This is a genomic window from Pseudomonas prosekii (assembly GCF_900105155.1).
Classification (GTDB): domain Bacteria; phylum Pseudomonadota; class Gammaproteobacteria; order Pseudomonadales; family Pseudomonadaceae; genus Aquipseudomonas; species Aquipseudomonas prosekii.
Map to the genome: position 1 here is coordinate 778260 of NZ_LT629762.1, position 22200 is coordinate 800459.

General features: G+C 59.6%; 19 protein-coding genes. 8 read left to right on the forward strand and 11 right to left on the reverse strand.

Translation table 11 applies throughout. From position 1 onward, the window contains the following. Positions 1–34: 34 nt before the first annotated feature. A complete protein-coding gene (rlmKL, locus tag BLU01_RS03540) occupies positions 35–2305 on the reverse strand; it encodes a bifunctional 23S rRNA (guanine(2069)-N(7))-methyltransferase RlmK/23S rRNA (guanine(2445)-N(2))-methyltransferase RlmL (RefSeq protein ID WP_092270906.1) in 2271 nt (756 codons plus the stop codon). A gap of 531 nt (positions 2306–2836) precedes the next feature. On the opposite strand from rlmKL, the gene rmf reads away from it, so the two are divergent. Next, positions 2837–3052 carry a ribosome modulation factor gene (gene rmf, locus BLU01_RS03545; protein WP_003223300.1) on the forward strand — a complete coding sequence of 72 codons (216 nt, stop codon included), beginning with the start codon at positions 2837–2839 and terminating at the stop codon, positions 3050–3052. A 301-nt stretch (positions 3053–3353) separates the two neighbouring features. On the opposite strand, the gene BLU01_RS03550 is transcribed toward rmf, so the two are convergent. Beyond that, positions 3354–4373: a quinone-dependent dihydroorotate dehydrogenase gene (locus BLU01_RS03550; protein WP_092281454.1), complete on the reverse strand. Its 1020-nt coding sequence runs from the start codon at positions 4371–4373 to the stop codon at positions 3354–3356. 241 nt (positions 4374–4614) lie between these two features. Between BLU01_RS03550 and BLU01_RS03555 the strand changes: the two genes are divergently transcribed. The 5 genes from BLU01_RS03555 to cobA all read left to right on the forward strand — a co-directional run bounded on the left by BLU01_RS03555 (position 4615) and on the right by cobA (position 10402). Next, positions 4615–5826: a CmpA/NrtA family ABC transporter substrate-binding protein gene (locus BLU01_RS03555; protein ID WP_092270909.1), complete on the forward strand. Its 1212-nt coding sequence runs from the start codon at positions 4615–4617 to the stop codon at positions 5824–5826. Positions 5827–5841: 15 nt separating this feature from the next. Then, positions 5842–6417, forward strand: coding sequence for an ANTAR domain-containing response regulator (locus tag BLU01_RS03560; protein ID WP_092270912.1), 576 nt, complete (start codon positions 5842–5844; stop codon positions 6415–6417). 273 nt (positions 6418–6690) lie between these two features. Next, the gene (locus BLU01_RS03565; protein ID WP_092270915.1) at positions 6691–7902 is read left to right on the forward strand and encodes a nitrate/nitrite transporter; all 1212 of its coding nucleotides are present in this window, start codon (positions 6691–6693) and stop codon (positions 7900–7902) included. 7 nt (positions 7903–7909) lie between these two features. After that, positions 7910–9580 (forward strand): bifunctional protein-serine/threonine kinase/phosphatase, encoded by a 1671-nt coding sequence (locus BLU01_RS03570; RefSeq protein WP_092270918.1) that lies wholly within the window; start codon positions 7910–7912, stop codon positions 9578–9580. A 57-nt stretch (positions 9581–9637) separates the two neighbouring features. After that, entirely contained in the window at positions 9638–10402 is a 765-nt protein-coding gene (gene cobA, locus BLU01_RS03575; RefSeq protein WP_092270921.1) for a uroporphyrinogen-III C-methyltransferase, read from the forward strand. An 84-nt stretch (positions 10403–10486) separates the two neighbouring features. Here the strand turns inward: cobA and BLU01_RS03580 are convergent, their stop codons facing one another. The 8 genes from BLU01_RS03580 to ppsA form a co-directional block, all read right to left on the reverse strand. Beyond that, a complete protein-coding gene (locus tag BLU01_RS03580; protein ID WP_092270924.1) occupies positions 10487–11521 on the reverse strand; it encodes an OmpA family protein in 1035 nt (344 codons plus the stop codon). A 107-nt stretch (positions 11522–11628) separates the two neighbouring features. Further along, a complete protein-coding gene (gene sigX / locus BLU01_RS03585; RefSeq protein WP_092270928.1) occupies positions 11629–12219 on the reverse strand; it encodes an RNA polymerase sigma factor SigX in 591 nt (196 codons plus the stop codon). 87 nt (positions 12220–12306) lie between these two features. Further along, entirely contained in the window at positions 12307–13131 is an 825-nt protein-coding gene (locus tag BLU01_RS03590) for a mechanosensitive ion channel family protein (RefSeq protein WP_092270932.1), read from the reverse strand. Positions 13132–13133: 2 nt separating this feature from the next. Further along, complete coding sequence (locus BLU01_RS03595) at positions 13134–13382, reverse strand: CrfX protein (protein WP_092270935.1); 249 nt, start codon at positions 13380–13382, stop codon at positions 13134–13136. A gap of 63 nt (positions 13383–13445) precedes the next feature. After that, positions 13446–14441: a zinc transporter ZntB gene (locus BLU01_RS03600; RefSeq protein ID WP_092270938.1), complete on the reverse strand. Its 996-nt coding sequence runs from the start codon at positions 14439–14441 to the stop codon at positions 13446–13448. A gap of 50 nt (positions 14442–14491) precedes the next feature. Continuing rightward, positions 14492–14983, reverse strand: coding sequence for a ribonuclease E activity regulator RraA (gene rraA / locus BLU01_RS03605; protein WP_092270942.1), 492 nt, complete (start codon positions 14981–14983; stop codon positions 14492–14494). Between the two features lie 118 nt (positions 14984–15101). Continuing rightward, positions 15102–16091, reverse strand: a complete 990-nt coding sequence (locus tag BLU01_RS03610) for an alpha/beta fold hydrolase (RefSeq protein ID WP_092270945.1) — start codon at positions 16089–16091, stop codon at positions 15102–15104. Between the two features lie 154 nt (positions 16092–16245). Then, positions 16246–18633 (reverse strand): phosphoenolpyruvate synthase, encoded by a 2388-nt coding sequence (ppsA, locus tag BLU01_RS03615; RefSeq protein WP_092270948.1) that lies wholly within the window; start codon positions 18631–18633, stop codon positions 16246–16248. A 174-nt stretch (positions 18634–18807) separates the two neighbouring features. Here ppsA and ppsR point away from each other — a divergent pair, with 174 nt between their 5' ends. Continuing rightward, complete coding sequence (gene ppsR, locus BLU01_RS03620) at positions 18808–19626, forward strand: posphoenolpyruvate synthetase regulatory kinase/phosphorylase PpsR (RefSeq protein ID WP_092270951.1); 819 nt, start codon at positions 18808–18810, stop codon at positions 19624–19626. 120 nt (positions 19627–19746) lie between these two features. Here the strand turns inward: ppsR and BLU01_RS03625 are convergent, their stop codons facing one another. After that, positions 19747–21156, reverse strand: a complete 1410-nt coding sequence (locus BLU01_RS03625) for an aminotransferase-like domain-containing protein (RefSeq protein WP_092270954.1) — start codon at positions 21154–21156, stop codon at positions 19747–19749. Positions 21157–21295: 139 nt separating this feature from the next. On the opposite strand from BLU01_RS03625, the gene BLU01_RS03630 reads away from it, so the two are divergent. Beyond that, positions 21296–22183 carry a DMT family transporter gene (locus BLU01_RS03630; protein ID WP_167370461.1) on the forward strand — a complete coding sequence of 296 codons (888 nt, stop codon included), beginning with the start codon at positions 21296–21298 and terminating at the stop codon, positions 22181–22183. Positions 22184–22200 lie beyond the last annotated feature (17 nt).

Genomic DNA, 22200 nt, shown 5'->3' on the forward strand with positions numbered 1-22200 from the left:
ATCAAGGCTCTGTGGATCCAAATGCCCTGAGGTGTCAGCGGGCCGTGATTTTCCAGGCGCGGTGGATCTTGCCGTTACGGGCAAAGTCCGGATCGACGGTCTGCGGGGTGATTTCCTCGACCGCGTAACGCTGGGTCAGATTCTCCTCCAGCACGAACTTGCGGAAGTTGTTGGAGAAGTACAACACGCCGCCCGGCGCCAGACGCGCCATGGCCAGGTCGATCAGTTGCACCTGATCGCGCTGCACGTCGAAGATGCCTTCCATGCGCTTGGAATTGGAGAAGGTCGGCGGATCGATGAAGATCAGGTCGAACTCCTCACGGCAGGCGTCCAGCCAGACCATCACGTCGCTCTGCTCCAGACGGTTCTTGTCGGAGAAACCGTTCAACGACAGGTTGCGCCGTGCCCAATCGAGGTAGGTTTTCGACAGATCGACGCTGGTGGTGCTGCGCGCGCCGCCCTTGGCTGCGTGCACGCTGGCGGTCGCCGTGTAGCAATACAGATTGAGGAAGCGCTTGCCAGCCGCCTCTTTCTGGATGCGCATGCGCATTGGCCGGTGGTCGAGGAACAGCCCGGTGTCGAGGTAGTCGGTGAGGTTGACCAGCAGCTTCACGCCACCTTCGTTGACCTCGACGAACTTGCCCTGCGCAGCCTGACGTTCGTATTGCTTGGTGCCGCTCTGACGCTCGCGACGCTTGACCACCACGCGGCTCTTGTCGATGTTCAAGGCCTGCGGAATCGCCGCCAGGGCATCGAACATGCGCGCCGAGGCTTTTTCCGGGTCGATGGACTTCGGCGCGGCGTATTCCTGGACGTGGACCCAATCCTGATACAGGTCGATGGCCATCGAATACTCCGGCATGTCGGCATCGTAGACGCGGTAGCAATCGATGCCTTCGCGCTTGACCCACTTGCCCAAGGCCTTGAGATTTTTCTGCAAGCGGTTGGCAAACATCTGCCCGCCTTCGCTCAAGCGCGGTTGCTCGATCACCACCGGAGCCGGTTTGATCGGGTTGCCGTTCTTGTTGTACTTCTCGTACTTGCCCGGCGCCACATCGTTGTCGGCGACTTCGACTTCAGCCTGCTCGCGCTCGACCTGACGTTGCTCCGGGGTGCGGCGCTCGCCGGTGACGAACTGGTCCGGCGTGACCTTGATCAGGAGCAATTTGCACGGCAACGCGCCGTTCCAGAACGAATACTGTTTGTGGCTGCGAATGCCCATGCGCTTGCCGAGGTCCGGAGCACCGGTGAACACCGCGGCTTCCCAGTTCAGGCAAGCCTGACGCAGACGTTCGCCGAGGTTCTGGTAGAGATAGAGCAAGCTCGCCTCGTCACCCAGACGTTCGCCGTACGGCGGGTTGCAGATCACCAGGCCTTTCTGGTTCTGGTCCGGGCGCGGCTCGAAAGTGCCGACTTCGCCCTGATAAATCTTGATCCATTCGCTGAGGCCGGCGCGCTCGACGTTGTTGCGGCCCGGTTGAATCAGGCGCGGATCCGCTTCATAACCGCGAATCCACAGCGGTGGCTTGGCCAGACCTGCTGCGCAACGCTCGGTGGCTTCTTCGTGAAGCTTCTTCCACAGCGCCGGGACATGACCCAGCCAAGCGGTGAAACCCCATTGCTCGCGGCGCAGGTTCGGCGCCATATCGGCGGCGATCATTGCGGCTTCGACGAGGAACGTACCGACACCGCACATCGGGTCAGCAAGCGCGCCACCCTCGGCGGCAATGCGTGGCCAGCCGGAGCGGATCAAAATCGCTGCGGCGAGGTTTTCTTTCAACGGTGCCGCGCCCTGCTGCAAGCGATAGCCGCGCTGGTGCAGGCTGTGGCCGGAGAGGTCGAGCGAGAGAATCGCTTCGCCACGGTCCAGACGCAGGTGAATGCGCAGGTCCGGGTTGAGCTTGTCGATGGACGGACGGTCGCCTTGCGGGGTGCGCAGTTTGTCGACGATGGCGTCTTTGACTTTCAGCGCGCCGAAGTGCGTGTTGTCGATGCCCGAACCGTGGCCGCTGAATTCAACGGCCAGGGTGCCGTCGTTGAGCATGTGGTCTTGCCACTCGATGTCGAGCACGCCGTGGTAGAGGTCTTCGGCGTCCTTCATCTGGAAACGCTTGAGCACCAGCAGCACCCGGTTCGCCAGACGCGACCACAGGCACAGACGATATGCGGTTTCCATGGTGGCCAAGCCGCGCACGGCCGAGGTGTGTTCGCGCGCTTCTTCAAGGCCAAGCCCGACGGCTTCCTCGATGAGCAGGCCTTCGAGGCCTTTAGGGCAAGTGAGGAAGATTTCGAATTGATCGGACATTGGAATTTCAGAGCCTTTGGCTAAGTGGGCCGGCAACGCATTGCCGGTCCGGTTTTCAATCAGGCGCTTTTCTAAAAGAGCGCCCGCGTGGCACGAAGGTGTGCCGTCCCACCCTGGCTGCTCGGGTTAAAGGAGCTTAGATGCCAGGGCAGATAAAAAAGTCGCAGCAACAAAAAGTCATAAAGCGACCCTTCGTCGAATAATACCGCAGCGTAAACGTGGGTCATTCTCACTAAGGGATTAAACCCGTCATACAGCGCGGAGCTGATCATACCGGGGTTTGGCCAATAAACACGCGTCATACATCGTGTTACTTATGGCCATAGCATCTTTCCGGTTACGTCCTTATGACAAAACGATCATTCCCTCGATGTGACGCATTGGTTAGAACTCAACACAGGTTGACGCCGCAACGACGTCAACAACTTGGCTCGCGACGCCGGCAGCGAGCCGCCAACGGCAGAATTTTTCTGCCAGACCTCAATTGAGGTCGACGCGATGAATACAGTCAACAAGTGAGGGCAACACCCTATGAGAAGACTTAAGCGTGATCCGTTGGAAAGAGCATTTTTGCGCGGATATCAATATGGCGTTGGTGGCAAATCCCGTGAGCTTTGCCCATTTACTCTACCGTCGGTACGCCAAGCCTGGATTAACGGCTGGCGAGAAGGACGCGGCGACAACTGGGACGGTATGACCGGCACTGCGGGAATCCACAGACTCAACGAACTTCACGCCGTTGGCTAACAAAGGGCCTGACACTGCAACACAACAATCCGATTACGTAACACATTAACCACGCACGTCCCATCCGGACGGCGGGCTCCGGCCCAAGGGCACCTTCGAGGTGCCCTTTTTATTCCAAAAACATCGCCATCCTTTGTAGCAGCTGCCGAGCCCGCGAGGCTGCGTTCGGCTGCGAAGCAGTCGTGAAATCAGACACCCCGGTCTTGCAGACACACCCGCACACGCAGGGTTTACGACGGCTTCGCCGCCGAACGCAGCCTCGCAGGCTCGGCAGCTGCTACATGTACATGGACGAGGGATATCAGCGAATAGCAGCGATGGCATCGACCGATTCGCGAATCAGCGCCGGACCTTTGTAGATGAAGCCGGAGTAGATCTGCACCAGACTCGCGCCCGCAGCGATTTTCTCAGCCGCGTGCTTGCCCTCGGTAATCCCGCCCACCGCAATAATCGGCAAACGCCCGGCCAGTTCACCGGCCAAGACCTTGACCGTATTGGTGCTTTTCTCGCGAACCGGCGCACCGGACAAGCCGCCCGCCTCTTCGCCATGCTCCAGCCCTTCGACGCCAACCCGGCTCAGCGTGGTGTTGGTGGCGATCACCGCGTCCATGCCGGTTTCGATCAACGCCTGGGCCACTTGCGCGGTCTCTTCATCGGTCATGTCCGGAGCAATCTTGATCGCCAGCGGCACATGTTTGCCGTGGCGCAACGCCAGTTCGGCACGACGTTGCGCGAGGTCGGCGAGCAATTGCTTGAGCGAATCACCGAACTGCAGGCTGCGCAGGCCCGGGGTGTTCGGCGAACTGACGTTGACCGTCACGTAACTCGCATGCGCGTAGACCTTGTCGAGGCAGATCAGGTAATCCTCGACCGCACGCTCGACCGGCGTGTCGAAGTTTTTGCCGATATTGATCCCGAGCACGCCTTTGTACTTGGCTGCCGCAACGCGGGCTAGCAAGTGATCGACGCCGAGGTTGTTGAAGCCCATGCGGTTGATGATCGCCTCGGCTTGCGGCAAACGGAAAATCCGTGGTTTCGGATTGCCCGGCTGCGGACGCGGGGTGATCGTGCCGATTTCGACGAAACCAAAACCCAACTGGGCAAAACCATCGATGGCCGCGCCGTTCTTGTCCAGACCGGCCGCCAGACCCACCGGGTTGGGGAAATCAAGGCCCATGACCTTCACCGGCACGTTTGCCGGGGCCTTGCACAGCAAGCCGTTGAGGCCCAAACGCCCGCCCGCGCCGATCAGGTCCAGAGACAGATCGTGGGAGGTTTCCGGGGAAAGTTTGAACAACAGCTGACGGGCCAGGGTGTACATGGGCGGGTTTGACTCGAATGGCGGCGAAATGAGGCGGCGATTATAGCCGGGCAACGTGGTCGCAAGCGAGGCGCACAGGCAAATCAACTCACTGGCATATGCCTTGCACTCTCATTGCTATCAGCTCATGACATCAGCGCTCCTGCCAATGGCGGCAGGAGTCAAAAGACAATGGCGTCGTCACCCGGTTCTGCTCGGCAGTCATCGGGAACGGCGCTTTTTTATGCACGGTGGACACCCGATGAATCAAACCACAGCGGGCCCGCTGGCCTGGGTCAATGGCAGCGATGCCCCGGAAAAGTCCGCGATCAACGTAGGATTCATGGCCCTGAGCGACTGCGCCTCGGTGGTGGTCGCCGCCACTCAGGGCTTCGCCCAACCGTATGGCTTGACCATCAACCTCAAGCGCCAATCGTCGTGGGCCAACCTGCGCGACAAACTGGTCAGCGGCGAACTCGACGCCGCGCACAGCCTTTATGGACTGATCTACGCCGTGCATCTGGGCATCGGCGGCGTAGCGCCGACCGACATGGCGGTGCTCATGGGCCTGAACCAGAATGGCCAGAGCATCAATCTGTCCCACGGTTTGCAGGCGCTCGGGGTGACCAGTCCTGAAGCACTCGACCGGCACGTGCACCAAACTCGCGCGAAACTGACCTTCGCTCAGACTTTTCCGACAGGCACTCACGCGATGTGGCTGTATTACTGGCTCGCGAGCCAGGGCATTCATCCCTTGCACGATGTCGACAGCGTGGTGGTGCCGCCGCCACAAATGGTCGCGCACTTGCAGGCTGGGCGGATCGACGGGTTTTGCGTCGGCGAACCGTGGAGCGCCAGCGCGGTGAAACAGAACCTCGGGTTCACCATGGCAACGACCCAGACCATCTGGCCCGATCACCCGGAAAAAGTCCTCGGTTGCAGCCGCGCCTTCGTCGAGCAATACCCCAACACTGCGCGGGCACTGGTAATGGCGATTCTCGAAGCGAGCCGTTTCATCGAACAAAGCACCGAGAATCGTCGCAGCACCGCGCAGCTGTTAAGTGCCCCCGAATACCTCGACGCGCCGGTGGATTGCATCGAGCCGCGGCTGCTCGGCGATTACGCCGATGGCTTGGGCAATCGCTGGCAAGACCCGCACGCCGTGCGTTTCCATGGCGGCGGCGCGGTGAATCTGCCGTATCTGTCGGACGGCATGTGGTTCATGACCCAGTTCCGCCGCTGGGGTTTGCTGCGCGACGACCCGGATTACCTCGGCGTGGCGCGCAAGGTCCAGCAACTGGATGTGTACCGTGAGGCCGCGACGGCGCTGGGCATCGCCACGCCGGACGAGCACATGCGCAGCAGTCAGTTGAACGACGGCAAGGTCTGGGACGGTTCGGACCCGGCCGGTTACGCGCGCAGCTTCAAACTGCACGCCATGAGCGACAGCTCGCCCCTTCTCGCCAGCCGCTGACAGGAGACTGCGAATATGTTGCGAATCCTCCTGATCAACGACACCGCAAAGAAAGTCGGGCGATTGAAAGCGGCGCTGACTGAGGCTGGTTTCGAGGTGATCGACGAATCGGGCCTGACCATCGACTTGCCCGCGCGCGTCGAAACGGTGCGCCCGGACGTGATTTTGATCGATACCGAGTCACCGAGCCGCGATGTCATGGAACAAGTGGTGCTGGTCAGCCGCGATCAGCCACGACCGATTGTGATGTTTACCGACGAGCACGACCCCGACGTGATGCGCCAGGCGATCAAATCGGGCGTCAGCGCCTATATCGTCGAAGGCATTCACGCGCAGCGTTTGCAGCCAATTCTCGATGTGGCGATGGCGCGATTTGAGAGCGATCAGGCGTTGCGCGCGCAGTTGCATGCGCGGGATCAGCAACTGGCCGAACGCAAGCGCATCGAGCTGGCCAAGGGGCTGCTGATGAAAATGAAGGACTGCAACGAGGAAGCGGCCTACACGCTGATGCGCCGCCAAGCGATGAGCCGCCAGCAGAAGCTGATTCAAGTCGCGGAACAGATTATTGCGATGAGTGAGTTGCTCGGCTGAAGCCCGGTGGTGAGGGGGTTTGCCACAGGGAATCTCGACAATTACAGAAACTGGCTGTTGGCACAGTTCTCGCTAAGTAATCACCACAGGTAACCAACGGCGGTTGCCCCACCTACGACAAAGACGTCGCTCACCTCGTTCGCCCATGGCGGATTCGGTGGCGGCGTTTTTTTGTTTTGGCCCCGAATGACGGGGCCGGTGGTGCGGCCGTGGCGGCGCCCCACCTGCAAGCTCATGACTCCTTCTCGAGACTCCCTACAGCTGAGGTGCGCGATGAATTCAAGCTTCTGGAAATCCGGCCATACCCCGACTTTGTTCGCGGCATTCCTCTATTTCGACCTGAGTTTCATGGTCTGGTACCTGCTCGGGCCGCTGGCGGTGCAAATCGCTACCGACCTGCAATTGACTACCCAGCAACGCGGCATGGTCGTCGCTACGCCGATCCTCGCCGGCGCCGTGCTGCGCTTCGCCATGGGCCTGCTGGCTGATCGCCTGTCGCCAAAAACCGCCGGAATCATTGGTCAGGTAATTGTCATCTGCGCACTGTTCGGCGCCTGGAAACTCGGGATCCACAGCTACGAACAGGCGCTGGTGCTGGGCCTGTTCCTCGGTATGGCCGGCGCCTCGTTCGCCGTCGCCCTGCCGTTGGCCTCGCAATGGTATCCGCCGCAGCATCAGGGCAAAGCGCTGGGCATCGCCGGCGCCGGCAACTCGGGCACCGTCCTCGCCGCGTTGATCGCGCCGGTACTGGCGGCCTCGTTCGGCTGGAGCAATGTGTTCGGCTTCGCGTTGATTCCGCTGATCCTGACCCTGTTCGTCTTCACCTGGCTGGCGAAAAACGCCCCGCAACGGCCGAAAGCCAAGTCCATGGCCGACTACCTAAAAGCCCTCGGCGATCGTGACAGCTGGTGGTTCATGTTTTTCTACAGCGTGACCTTCGGCGGTTTCATCGGTCTGGCCAGCGCCCTGCCCGGCTACTTCAACGACCAATATGGTCTCAGCCCGGTCGCCGCCGGTTACTACACGGCGGCGTGCGTGTTCGGCGGGAGCTTGATGCGGCCATTGGGCGGCGCGCTGGCGGATCGTTTCGGCGGCATTCGCACGTTGCTGGGGATGTACACGGTGGCGGCGATTTGCATTGCAGCGGTCGGTTTCAACCTGCCAAGTTCCTACGCCGCACTGGCACTTTTCGTCTGCACCATGCTCGGCCTGGGCGCCGGTAATGGCGCGGTTTTCCAGTTGGTGCCGCAACGTTTCCGCCGCGAAATCGGCGTGATGACCGGGCTGATCGGCATGGCCGGCGGCATCGGCGGTTTTGCCCTCGCCGCCGGCATGGGCGCGATCAAGCAAAGCACCGGCAGCTATCAAATGGCCCTGTGGTTGTTCGCCAGCCTTGGCGTGCTCGCCTGGTTTGGTTTGCACGGGGTAAAACGGCGCTGGAGGACCACTTGGGGTTCGGCAGCAGTCACGGCGGCGCGGGTCTGAAACCTGAATGAGCCTGCAACTGAGTTTCGCCGAAGCCAGCGCCATCGGCCCGCGCGAGGAGAATCAGGACGCGCTGCGCCTGGTCACCCCGGCCCCGGCGCTGGCCGCGAGCAAGGGTTATTTGTTCGCGATTGCCGACGGCGTCAGCCAATGCGCCGATGGCGGGCTCGCCGCGCGTTCGACCTTGCAGGCGTTGGCGCTGGACTATTACGCCACGCCGCAAACCTGGGGCGTCGCGCAGGCAATGGAGCGTTTGCTCTCGGCGCAAAATCGCTGGTTACTGGCCAATGGCGGCGGGCAACCGCTGCTGACCACGGTCAGCGCTCTGGTCATGCGCGGCAGGCGTTTTACCCTCGCGCATGTAGGCGATTGCCGAGTCTATCGCTGGCACGCCGATCAGTTGCAGCGGATCAGTGAAGATCACGTCTGGGACCAGCAAGGCATGCAGCACGTCCTCAAACGCGCGCTGGGGCTGGATCAACATCTGGTGCTGGATTTCCTTGACGGCGAGTTACGCCTCGACGAGACATTTGTGCTGCTCAGTGATGGCGTCTGGGCAGTGCTCGGCGACACCGCGATTGCGGCCATTCTGCGCGATCAACCGAACCTCGACAGCGCCGCGCAAACGCTGGTCAACGCCGCGCACCTGGCCGGCAGCCAGGACAACGCCAGCGCCCTGCTGGTGCGGATCGATGCCCTCGGCGAAACCAACATCGGCGATGCGCTGATTCATTTGCAGCAATGGCCGCTGCCACCGGCGCTGAAACCGGGCCAGACTTTTGAAGGCTGGCAAGTCGAGGGCCTCCTCGGCCAGAGCCAGCAGTCGCTGCTGTATCGAGTGCGCGACGCGCAGCACCAGCCTTGGCTGCTGAAAACCTTGCCCGCGCACTGGCACGACGATCACCTCGCCGGGCAAGCGCTGCTTTCGGAAGAATGGTTTCTAAAACGCGTTGCCGGGCAACATTTCCCGCAAGTCCATGCCGCCACTCAGCGTCAGCATTTGTACTACGTGATGCGCGAATACTCCGGGCAGAACCTCGCCGAGTTGCACCGGCAAGCCGGGCCTTTGCCGCTGGCACAGTGGCGCGAACTGGCCGAACGCCTGCTGCGTGCGGTCGGCATGCTGCATCGTCGGCAAATCCTGCACCGCGACATCAAACCGGAAAACCTGCTGTTGGGCGATGACGGCGAGTTGCGTCTGCTGGATTTCGGCCTCGCCTATTGCCCCGGTCTCTCCGAAGACCAGCCCAGTGCTTTGCCCGGCACACCGAGTTACATCGCGCCAGAAGCCTTTCGCGGCGAAGCGCCGACTGCGCAACAGGATCTGTACGCGGTGGGCGTGACCCTGTTTTTTCTGCTGACCGGCCACTACCCCTACGGCGAAATCGAGGCGTTCCAGCGCCCGCGTTTCGGCGCGCCGGTGAGCGCCAGTCGTTATCGTCCCGATGTCCCGGAATGGCTGGTGACCAGCCTGGAGCGCGGCGTCGCGGTGGATCCGCAGCAGCGTTTCGAAACCGCTGAAGAGTGGTTGTTGCTGCTGGAACAGGGTGAGCGACGCAGTTTGAGCGTGCGGCCCAAGCCGTTGCTGGAGCGCGAACCGCTGAAGGTCTGGCGGACGTTGGCGCTGGGGTCGCTGGTGGCGAATCTGTTGCTGTTGTTCCTGTTTTTGCATGGCTGAGCGCTGCGTACTGATCGCAGCCCCAGTCATTCGCCGTTATCTCGTGAGGAAAACACTATGAGCGCAAAAGTCTGGCTGGTGGGTGCGGGCCCCGGCGATCCGGAATTGCTGACCCTGAAAGCGGTTCGAGCCTTGAGAGAGGCCGACGTGGTGTTGATCGACGACCTGGTCAACGAGGCTGTGCTCGAACATTGCCCGGCTGCGCGGATTATTGCGGTGGGCAAACGCGGCGGCTGTCGCTCCACGCCTCAGGCGTTTATTCATCGGCTAATGCTGCGTTATGCCCACCACGGCAAGTGCGTGGTGCGGCTCAAGGGTGGCGATCCATGCATTTTCGGGCGTGGCGGTGAAGAGGCGCAGTGGCTGCGCGAGCGCGGGGTCGACGTCGAGCTGGTCAATGGCATTACCGCTGGCCTGGCAGGCGCAACGCAGTGTGCGATTCCGCTGACCCTGCGCGGTGTGGCGCGCGGCGTAACGCTGTTGACCGCGCACACGCAGGACGACAGCAGTCTGAACTGGCAGGCCTTGGCGCAAAGTGGCACGACGTTGGTGATTTACATGGGCGTAGCGAAGTTGAGCGAGATCCGCGAACAACTATTGGCGGGTGGCATGGCCATGGACACGCCGGTGGCGATGATCGAGAACGCCTCCCTGCCGCATCAGCGCGAATGCCGGAGTGTTCTGACAAACATGGAGGACGACGCCTACAGCTTCGCGCTGAAGAGCCCGGCTATTCTGGTGATCGGTGCAGTAGCAGCCTGCAAGACTTCCTCCCCGTGGGAGCATGGCTTGCCCGCGATGAGTTCCGAGCAAACAGCCTGAATCAGTCTGATCTAGAGCAACTTTCCCAAATCGCAGACAAAGAAAAGCCCGGCCTGAGCCGGGCTTTTCCTGAGCGGCAGCTAATTACTTAGCTTGAGCTTCAACCTGCGCTTCTACGCGACGGTTTACAGCGCGGCCAGCGTCAGTTTTGTTGTCAGCAACTGGGCGGGATTCGCCGTAGCCAACAGACTGAACGCGGGACGATTCAACACCGTACTGGTTGGTCAGAACTTGCTTAACGGCGTTTGCACGACGCTCGGACAGTTTCTGGTTGTAAGCGTCAGGACCGACGGAGTCAGTGTGACCTTCAACAGTAGTGGTGGTGGATGGGTACTGTTTCATGAAATCAGCGAGGTTTTTGATGTCGCCGTAGCTGTTAGGCTTAACTACCGACTTGTCGAAGTCGAATTTCACGTCCAGCTCAACACGTACAACTTCAGCAACTGCTGGGCAGCCATCAGCGTCAACAGTTACGTTGGCTGGGGTGTCCGGGCACTTGTCAACGTTGTCGCAAACGCCATCGTTGTCGCTGTCGGAGCAGACTTCAGCTGGTGCTGGAACTGGAGCAGCAGCAGGCTTGGAGCCGCCACCGAAGTTCACACCGATACCGACGCTTGGAGCCCACTCGGTGTCGCCTTGGTCGATGTTGTACTGAGCTTCAACGCCTGCACGGGCGTAGAAGTTGTCAGTGAAGTACAGCTTGGCACCGCCGCCAACGTTGGCGAAGGTGGAACGGTTGCGGCCGTTGCTGCCATTCTGGTCGATGCTCTGGTCCGAGAAACCGGCAGAGACGTAAGGACGCAGCATGTCACCTGGGTTGTTGAAGTGGTACAGAGCGTCCAGAGCGGTGTTAGCGCCTTTAACGTTCTTGCCATCATCTGCACGTACGTTGTGCACTTCGTCATAGCCCAGACGCAGTTCAACGTCGTCGGTCAGGAAGTAACCGATCGAACCGCCGAAGAGGTTGCCGTTGTTCTTGAAGTTACGAGCGCTGTCGAATTGTTCTTTCTTAGCGAAGCCTTCGATTTCAACTGCGCCTTGGCCTTGTGCCAGAGCGCCGAACGAAGTGGCAGCAATAAGAGAACCAATGGCCAAGCCCAAGGTGTTTTTCAGTTTCATCCGTTAAATCCCCATCTGGTGATTGTGAAGCAGTCCCGCAAACCGGGGGACAACTCGGCGGCAAGTCTATCAGAACTTGCCTACACGTAAGAGATATTTGCGCTGAACTAAGTTTCAGCCACGCCCGCAAATTTCTCACGTAATTTATCTAGAGCACGTTTGTAACGCATTTTTGTCGCACTCAAGCCCATGTGCATGATGTCTGCGATCTCCTGAAACTCCAGCTCTGCGACAAATCGTAGCACCAGAATCTCGCGGTCGATCGGGTTCACATACACCAACCAGCGATCAAGTCCGGCCTTGTCCTCGGGTGCTGGCGCCTTTTCTTCAGACGCTTCCTCGAGGGGGTCCAGACTCAAAGCGTCCATCAAGCGACGCTTTCGCCGTTCTTTTCGATACTGCGTGATGCATTCGTTGTACGTGATGCTGTAGAGCCATGTCTTGAACTTCGATTTCCCCTCGAAGTTCTTCAAGCCGTACAGCACCTTCAACATCACTTCCTGACAGACATCGTCTGCGTCGCGATCGTTCCCAAGATATCGTGCACAAACGTTAAATAATGTTCGTTGGTAACGCCGCATCAGTTCTTCATAGGCGCGCGTTACGTGAAACAGCTCGGTGTGCGAGCGCGCGACCAACTCCTCATCAGAGAGCTCGCGGGGGTCGTAGCGCGTAGAGAGCGATTGAGCTTTATTCAAAACAAGTCGGGCCGACAGTCAGGTCAATGTCCGCCGCAGCCCTGTGAGGGCATTCAGCGGCGGCATACATTAGCAGGGTTTGCCGGATTAGCGGCTACTCACATGCTGTTCCAGCAGGATCCGATTGGAGAGAGAGACTAGCTCACCCTCCTCAGTCAGCAATGTGGTTTTAACCGTGCCGATCTCTTCGATCTGGCCTTCGACCTCGCCAACACGCACTTGTTGCCCAACCGCATACAACTCACGCACATAGATTCCCGCAAGAATCTGACCGGCAATTTCCCGGCTTCCCAACCCCATGGCCAGCGCAACAGCCAGACCAACGGTAATCAAAACAATCACAATCACGTGGTTCAACAGGTCAGTCTTGACCTCCAACTGACTGATTGCCACCGAAATACTGATGATTATGACCAGGCCCTGAGCGATTCGTCCCAGGCCGGAGGCATAATCAAGCCCTACCCCTTCAGCAGCCCCGCGCACCAGGCCATTGGCCAATTGCGCGAGCAACACACCTACCAGCAACACCAGCGCGGCGCCAAATACTTTCGGCAAATACAGCGCAAGCATGTCCAGCGTAGCTGAAACTCGCTCAAGTCCAAGCGATTCTGCGGCAGAAACCAGAAAAATCAGCAAAACAAACCAGTAAACGATCTTTCCGATCAATGTCGAGATCGGAACCTGCAGCCCGGCGCGGGACAGCAGCTTGGTCAAACCGGTGCCGCCCATCAGGCGATCAAGGCCCAGTTTGGCGAGCAATTTGGAGAGCAACGTGTCCAAAAGCTTGGCCACGACAAAACCCAACAGTAGGACAACCAGCGCGCCGAACAGGTTCGGAATAAAATTCGCGATTTTTGTCCACAACGCAGTCATTGCGGTGACGAGGCTCTGAGTCCAGAGATCAAGTTCCATATTCAATCAGCCTTATCAGCAGCGCTAGCGGTAGATTTACGGTGGCGGGAGACCGGCGAGACATGCGCCGAGCCATTGTTCAAGGCAATCATCAGCGCGGGCAACCAGCGGCCCAGCAGGCTGAACAGATCGCCGGCGCCGACCTGGCGGTTGGCGGTTTTCAGGACACGGCCAAGGCACGCATCATCGTCCCGAGTGGACGGAGATGCCTTGAGCATGTCACGCAAAGACTGTTCAAACGGATCGTGCATACGCACCTCTCGTGATGTCTGTGAAAGACGCGATCAAATTTGGCCGGGTCACATGAGTCATCTTCACACCCACCGCAAACGTCGGAATAACCACCACTGACCAAGCGCCACCGAGACCATCATCAGGCATGCAATCAGGAAGCCATAAGGGCTGTCGGAAAACGGAATGCCGCCCACGTTGATGCCGAGCAAACCAGCGAGAAAACTCATCGGCAAAAAGATCCCGGTGATGATCCCGAAGCGGTACATCGTGCGGTTCATACGCACGCTCAAACGCCGGTCTTCAGCCTCGAGGACCAACCCCACCCGCTCCCTCGTCAATTCCAGCTCTTCGAGATAACGGGTCAGGCTGTTGTTCAGTTCGTTCCAGTAATCACCGTCATCATCGACAAACCACGGCAGTTTTATCCGCGTCAGTTGGCCGAAGATTTCCCGTTGCGGCGCGAGGAATCGTTTCAGTCCGGCAGCCCTGCGACGGATCTGCAAAATGGCGCCATGCTCGGGTGTATACCGTTCGTCGGCATCCAATTTTTCTTCTTCCTCATCGACCACTTCCGAGAGGCAAGAGACCAGATCCTGCACTTTGTTCGTCAGGTTCTGCGCCATATAAAGGATGAGTTCGGACGCGGTTTTCGGCCCTTTGCCGTCACCCAGTTGCACCAGTAGCTCATCAGTGGCGCGCAATGGCCGCAAACGCAGGGAAATAACCCGCTGCGCCGAGCCGAAAATACGCACCGAAACCATGTCTTCGGGCTCTGCGCCGGGGTTCAGGTTCACCCCACGCAAAAATAGCAGCAGTTCGCTGTCGGAAAGCTGTAAGAGTCGCGGACGGGTATTTTCTTCGAGCAACAGATCGCAGCTGAATTCGCTGAGGCCGCTGGATTTGCGCAGCCAGGTCTGGGTTTGCGGATGACTGCGATCCCAGTGCAGCCACAGACTTTCATGCGCCTGCAGCTGCAAGTCATCGAGTTCAGTCCGGGCTATCGAACGCGCACCGCCTCTGCCATCCAGCACCAGGGCATGCACCAGCCCCCACTGCGCGTTGTCTTCCTCGAACATCCTTACTCCATGCTTGCCGCGAAAAGTCGCGCCGTTGCTTTTATTCAGCTTTATTCAGGCATTTGCAGCGGGCTTGGCGAGATGATCACGCCGTTGTTGTCCGCGTAAATGTAGTGGCCGGGATGGAACGTCACGCCGGCGAAGGTCACTGGTACGTTGAGATCGCCGAGCCCGCGTCGGTCGGACTTGCGCGGGTGGCTGGCGAGGGCCTGCACGCCCAAGTCGGTCTGCGCGAGGATATCGACATCGCGGATGCAGCCGTAAATCACCAGCCCTGCCCAACCGTTCTTCGACGCTTTCTCGGCGAGCATGTCACCGAGCAACGCATGACGCAGCGAACCGCCACCGTCGACCACCAGCACTTTGCCGTCACCTTGAAGCTCGACTTGCTCTTTGACCCGCGAGTTGTCTTCGAAACATTTGATGGTCACGATCTCGCCGCCAAAGGAATCGCGGCCGCCGAAATTGCTGAACATCGGTTCCAGCACCTGCACCAGTTCCGGATAGGCGTCGCACAGGTCAGGCGTGATGTAGTGGTTCATCGAGAAACTCCTGTAAAAAGGACAATCGAGGATGTCGCAAAGTGACCAGAAAAGCGTAACGCGTCATATCTTAGCCGCAAGCCGATCAGAGCGAAATGCCCTTTTCAGAGCCTCGGCCTCAGCTCGCCGTAGCCAGATTCGGCTTTTGCGCCAGCAACGGAGTTTGTTGATCGCCCAACCAGCGCGCCACCAATGGCCAGACTTCGCTGTGCGCCGCTTTGCTCACGAGCATTTCGACGTGGCCGAAATTGTCGCTGAAACCCTGCTCGCGCCCCAGATTGATGAACTGCTTGTGCTCGGAGCCCAGTTGATCAAAGAGTTTGCGACAGGCCCACGCCGGGTCCTGATGATCCCCCGCCGCGCTCACCGCCAACACCGGCAATTGCACTTCGGCCAGACCGGCCCACCAATCCTTGTCAGCATCGCCGAAACGCCCGAACAACCCGTACCAGCGCATGCTTTCCAGCGCCAGGCCAATCGGCTCGTCTTCGGGGCCGCGCTTCAGGCGGGAGCCGGACAGTTGCGCGAAACGCTTGAGGATAAACCGCCCGCTCCACTCCAGCGGCGGAATCTTCAGCGGCCAATACGTGCGGCTGACCTGCGTACCGAAGAACGCTGCCGAGGCGACGATGGGCTCGCCGATGTACTGGCCACCCAACGCGGCCGCCAACGTGATGCCGCCCAGCGAATGACCGATCCAGTGCGGGACCTGGCCACTTTGCTCGCGGACGAATTCGCCAATCGCCGGCAAGTCGTAGCGAGCGTAATCGGCGACGCGGTTTTTGCGGTAGTCGTGGTTGCGCTGGGACAAGCCGTGGCCGCGCATTTCCGGGATCCACACATCGAAGCCGAGGCGCGTCAGGTAGGCGCCCAGACCGAGGCCTTTGGGCGAAAACCAGAATCGGCGGTTGGAAAAACTGCCGTGCAGCAAGATCACCGGCACGCCGCGTGCCTCGCTGCTGTCCGCCAGGCCCAGGCGAGTGACGGCAATCTCGACGGTGCCGTCGGGGCTGTTGGCGGGTTTCAATCGATACACGTCTTCGCTCAGATCGCCGCGCCGCTCGGCGCTGATCAGGGCGACAGGAAATAGGTTGCTGCTGCTTTGCATAATGCTCTTGCACAAAAAAGGGCGGCTTCCAGAGGAGCCCGCCCTACTTCAATCTCAGAAAACGACTACAGCCTGTGGGAGCACAGCTTGCTGGCGATAGCGATTTTGAATTCGCCATCGCGGGCAAGCCTTGCTCCCACAGCGCGCAGCCCTCTCACATACCCATCAGGCCGACGCTTGGCCCTTCAGCCAGGAAGAACCAGGTTTCCAGAACGGAATCGGGGTTCAACGAAACGCTTTCGATGCCCTGCTCCATCAGCCATTTGGCCAGGTCCGGGTGGTCCGAAGGGCCCTGACCGCAGATGCCGATGTACTTGCCGGCCTTGTTGCACGCCTGAATCGCGTTGGCCAACAGCTTCTTCACCGCCGGATTACGCTCGTCGAACAAGTGCGCGATGATCCCGGAGTCGCGGTCCAGACCGAGCGTCAGCTGAGTCAGGTCGTTGGAGCCGATGGAGAAACCGTCGAAGAATTCGAGGAATTCTTCAGCCAGGATCGCGTTGGACGGCAGTTCGCACATCATGATGATGCGCAGACCGTTTTCGCCCCGCGCCAAGCCGTTTTCGGCGAGCAGATCGATCACCTGGCTGGCTTCGCCCAGAGTACGGACGAACGGCACCATGATTTCGACGTTGGTCAGGCCCATCTCGTTGCGCACACGCTTGAGCGCACGGCATTCGAGTTCGAAGCAGTCGCGGAACGATTCGCTGATGTAACGCGAAGCGCCACGGAAGCCCAGCATCGGGTTTTCTTCTTCCGGCTCGTAGAGCTTGCCGCCGATCAGGTTCGCGTATTCGTTGGACTTGAAGTCCGACAGACGCACGATGACTTTTTTCGGGGTAAACGCGGCGGCCAGGGTGCTGATGCCTTCGACCAGTTTGTCCACATAGAAGCCGACCGGATCGTCGTAACCGGCGATGCGCTTGTCGACGCTGTCCTTGATGTCCTGCGGCAGACCGTCGTAATTCAGCAGCGCTTTCGGGTGCACGCCGATCATGCGGTTGATGATGAACTCGAGGCGAGCCAGGCCCACGCCGGCGTTCGGCAGTTGCGCGAAGTCGAAAGCGCGGTCCGGGTTGCCGACGTTCATCATGATCTTGAACGGCAGATCAGGCATGGCGTCCACGGAGTTTTTCTTGATGTCGAAGCCCAGCTCGCCTTCGAAGATGTAACCGGTGTCGCCTTCAGCGCAGGAAACGGTGACGCCCTGGCCGTCTTTCAACAGTTGGGTAGCGTTGCCGCAACCGACCACGGCCGGGATGCCCAGCTCGCGAGCGATGATCGCCGCGTGGCAGGTACGCCCGCCACGGTTGGTGACGATGGCGCTGGCGCGCTTCATGACCGGTTCCCAATCCGGGTCGGTCATGTCGGAAACCAGTACGTCGCCCGGCTGGACTTTGTCCATTTCGGACACGTCCTTGATGATGCGGACCTTGCCGGCGCCAATGCGCTGGCCGATGGCGCGACCTTCAACCAGCACGGTGCCGGTTTCTTTCAACAGGTAACGTTCCATGACGTTGGCCTGGGTGCGGCTTTTCACGGTTTCAGGACGCGCCTGCACGATGTAGAGCTTGCCGTCGTCGCCGTCCTTCGCCCATTCGATGTCCATCGGGCACTTGTAGTGCTTTTCGATGATCATCGCTTGTTTGGCCAGTTCGCTGACTTCGGCGTCGGTCAGGCAGAAACGGGCGCGATCCGCCTTGTCGACGTCGATGGTCTTCACCGACTTGCCGGCCGTGGCGACTTCGCCGTAGATCATCTTGATTGCCTTGCTGCCGAGGTTGCGGCGCAGGATCGCTGGGCGACCGGCTTCAAGGGTTTGCTTGTGAACGTAGAATTCGTCCGGGTTGACCGCGCCTTGAACCACGGTTTCGCCCAGGCCGTAGGCGCCGGTGATGAACACCACGTCACGGAAACCGGATTCGGTATCGAGGGTAAACATTACGCCAGCAGTGCCGGTTTCGGAGCGAACCATGCGCTGCACGCCAGCCGACAGGGCGACCAGCTTGTGGTCGAAGCCCTGGTGGACGCGGTAGGAAATCGCGCGATCGTTGAAGAGGGACGCGAACACCTCTTTGGCGGCGCGAATGACGTTTTCGACGCCACGGATATTAAGGAAGGTTTCTTGCTGACCGGCGAAAGAGGCGTCCGGCAAGTCTTCGGCAGTCGCCGAAGAACGCACGGCCACGGCCATGTCAGGGTTGCCGGCCGACAGCGTGGCGAACGCGGTGCGGATCTCGGCGTTGAGCTTCTCGGGAAATTCGGCTTCCATGATCCATTGGCGGATTTGCGCGCCAGTTTTGGCCAGGGCATTGACGTCGTCGACGTCCAGGGCGTCGAGCGCGGCGTGGATCTGATCGTTGAGGCCGCTCAGTTCGAGAAAATCACGATAAGCCTGAGCTGTCGTGGCGAAGCCACCCGGCACCGATACACCGGCACCTGCGAGGTTACTGATCATCTCGCCCAGGGATGCGTTCTTGCCCCCTACGTGCTCTACATCATGGACGCCGAGCTTATCGAGGGAAACTACGTACTCTACCAAGGTGATCTCTCCACTAACTGTGTTGGAAAAGCTCAGAAGCCGGCGGCTCGGGGGAGCGTTGACCGGCTATATGGCCTGGACCTGGAAAATAAGTGAGAATGCGAGCCACTGGCGGCCAGCAAATCGCGCCTATCATATCCAAGATTCGTCACTAGCTTAAGGCCCAAGGTGCAAATGAAACGATCTGCTTTCTTCATCTCCGATGGCACGGGTATTACCGCCGAGACCCTCGGGCAAAGCCTGTTGGCGCAGTTCGAAAACATTACCTTCAGCAAATTCACGCGACCCTACATCGACAACGTCGATAAAGCGCGGGCCATGGTACAACAAATCAACAAGGCCGCTGAAACCGACGGCTTTCGGCCGATCATCTTCGACACCATCGTCAATCAAGACATCCGTGAGATCCTCGCGACCTCCAATGGTTTCATGATCGACATTTTCTCGACGTTCCTGGCGCCGCTTGAACAGGAACTGACCGAGCATTCTTCCTACACGGTCGGCAAATCCCATTCCATTGGTGGCAACTCCAATTACATGGAGCGGATCGAAGCGGTGAACTTCGCCCTCGACAACGACGACGGCGCCCGCACGCATTATTACGACAAGGCTGACCTGATCCTGGTGGGCGTGTCGCGTTGCGGCAAGACGCCGACGTGTTTGTACATGGCCATGCAGTTCGGCATTCGCGCGGCCAACTATCCGCTGACCGAAGATGACATGGAGCGCCTGACCCTGCCCGCCGCCCTGCGCGCGCACCAGCACAAGCTGTTCGGCCTGACCATCGACCCCGACCGCCTGACCGCGATCCGCAACGAACGCAAACCCAACAGCCGTTATTCGAGTTACGCGCAATGCGAATTTGAAGTGCGCGAAGTGGAGAATCTGTTCCGCCGCGAGAACATCGCGCACATCAATTCGACGCATTTTTCGGTGGAAGAGATTTCGGCGAAAATTCTGGTCGAGAAAGGCGTGGAGCGGCGGTTCAAGTAGGTTTTCATTGCCTGTGAGGACGCCTTCGCGGGCAAGCCTTGCTCCTACCGGTTTCGTGTCGATCCCGCATGCCGCGAACGACACAAACCTGTAGGAGCGAGGCTTGCCCGCGAAGAACGATTACTCGGTCCCCCTCAACGCCCCCGCCAACGCCGCAAACCCGTCGATCAACAACTGATCATCCACCGTCGAATGACACACACTCGCCCGAATGAATTGCGGCACCGCCGCATGCCCCACCGCGAACGCCTCGGCTGTCGCCACCAGATAATTATTGTGCTTGAGCTCAGCGGCAATCTGCGACGCCCGCCACGGTTCAGGCACTTCAATCCAGAAGTGCGGGCTGTGCGCATGCGTCTTGTACGCCAGGCCTTGCAGCAATCCACTGACCAACGCCTTGCGCCGCGTTATCTCGGCAATCTGCTGCGCCAGCAAATGTTGCGCGCTGGCGTTTTCGATCCACTGCGTCGCCAATTCCATCGCCAGCGGATTGGCCATCCAGCACGTGCCACGCACCGCCGCGTTCAAGCGTCCGATCAACGCTAGCGGCGCGTGCAAATAACCGACGCGCAACCCGGCCGATACCGCTTTGCTCAGGCTGCCGATCAACACCGCGCGCTCCGGGGCGAAGTGACTTAATGGTAATGGCCGCTGCTGCGCAAGCACGGCGTGCGCCTCGTCCTCGATAATCAGCAAATTGTGTTGGCGGCAGACATCGACAATCGCCTGCCGACGTGGGACCGACATCACCGCCGCCGTAGGATTCTGGATCGTCGGCGTGCAATAAAGCGCGGCTACCCGATGTTGCTGGCAAACGTCCGACAGCGCTTGCGGCAACAGTCCTTCGTCATCCATGCCAACGCCGATCAGTTTTATTCCCAGCATGCGTGCGACGCTGATCAAACCGGGGTAGGTCAAATGCTCGGTGACCAGCGTATCGCCGGGTTTGAGCAGCGCCATCAGCACGCAGAGCAAACCGTGCTGACCGCCATTCACACAAATCACCTGCTCGGCGCCGGGCACAAATGCCTGATGTCGCAGCCACTGCGCGCCTGCCGCTCGGTGGCGCGGCAACCCGCTGTCGGCGGTATAGCCGCTGATCATCTGCAAGGTCTGCGCATCGTTGGCCAAGGTTTGCAGGCTCTGACCGAGCAGCGCTGACTCGCGCCCCGGAATGGGCTGGTTGCGACTCATGTCGAAGAACGGCTGCGGTTCTTCGCTGACATTGCGAAAACCCGAATCGCGCAGCCGTTCCATCCCGCGCTGACGCACATAAGTGCCATCTCCTACGCGCGCGACCACCAGCCCTACCCGCTCCAATTCGCCATACGCACGACTGATGGTGCCGATGGTCACGCCAAGGCTATCGGCCAGCAGCCGGTGCGGCGGCAGTTTGCTGCCGGGCTCGATCAGACCTTCGCCGATGCTTTTTTCCAGCGCGTCAGCCAGCCGTTTGTATTTGACCCCGCGCCCGTGCGCCAGGCCTTCGCGGAGGATTGACACCGTGGCAATACTTACTTTGACAGTCATTTCCATCCCGAATAGCGTGCTGAAAACAGGTGCAATCAGGGATAGACCTATTCGGCAATCAGGTCAATTCCCGCGAGCAAAAGGAGTTCGAGCAATGTCCATGGCCCTCAGCGCCGCGTCCCCGATCCGTAAACCGTGGCTGGCCGGGTTGATTACCAGCGTGTTGTTTCTGATTGTGTGCCTGAGTTGGGGCACGACGTGGCTGGGGATCAAGATTGCTGTGGAAAGCGTGCCACCACTGACCGCCGCCGGCCTGCGGTTCCTGATCGCGTTTCCGCTGTTTTTGAGTTTCGCCAAGTTGCGCCGCGAGCCGCTGCTGTTTCCGCGGCAAAGTCGCTGGTTTTTCGTGTTCGTCACGCTGTCGTATTTCAGCCTGCCGTATTACTTGCTCAACTACGGCGAGCTGCACGTTTCGTCGGGCCTGACCGCTTTGCTGTTCAGCTGCATGCCGGTGTTCATTCTGATTTTTTCCGCGCTGTTCCTGCGCGAGAAAATCTATCCCTCGCAGGTGCTCGGCATCGCCATCGGTTTTGCCAGTCTGTTCATGATCATCCGCAGCCAGGGCTTGCATCTCGACCACGCCGAATTGTTTGGCGTGGTGGCGATTCTGGCGGCGGCAGTGATGCATGCGCTGTGTTACGTGATCACCAAAAAACACGGCGCGGCGATCAGCGTGATTACCTACAACACCTTGCCGATTGGCCTCGCCGGTTTGATGTTGTTTGTCGCGGGGCTGAGCGTTGAAGCGCCTGTGTTTGGCGCGATTACGGCGCGCTCGTGGGGCGCCCTGCTCTACTTGGGACTGGTCGCGTCGGTGGGCGGGTTTATCGTTTACTTTTTGCTGCTGAAACGGCTCAGCCCGATCATCTTGTCGTTTGTCTTCATCATTTTCCCGGTGTTCGCGGTGATGATTGGCGCCTGGTATGAAGGGCAAAGTCTGTCGCGGGAATTGATGGGGTATTCGGCGGTGCTGCTGGCGGGGTTTGCCATTACCAAATTGCCGGTCGAGAAATGGCTTCGGACCTGACACGTCTCGCCCTCGTA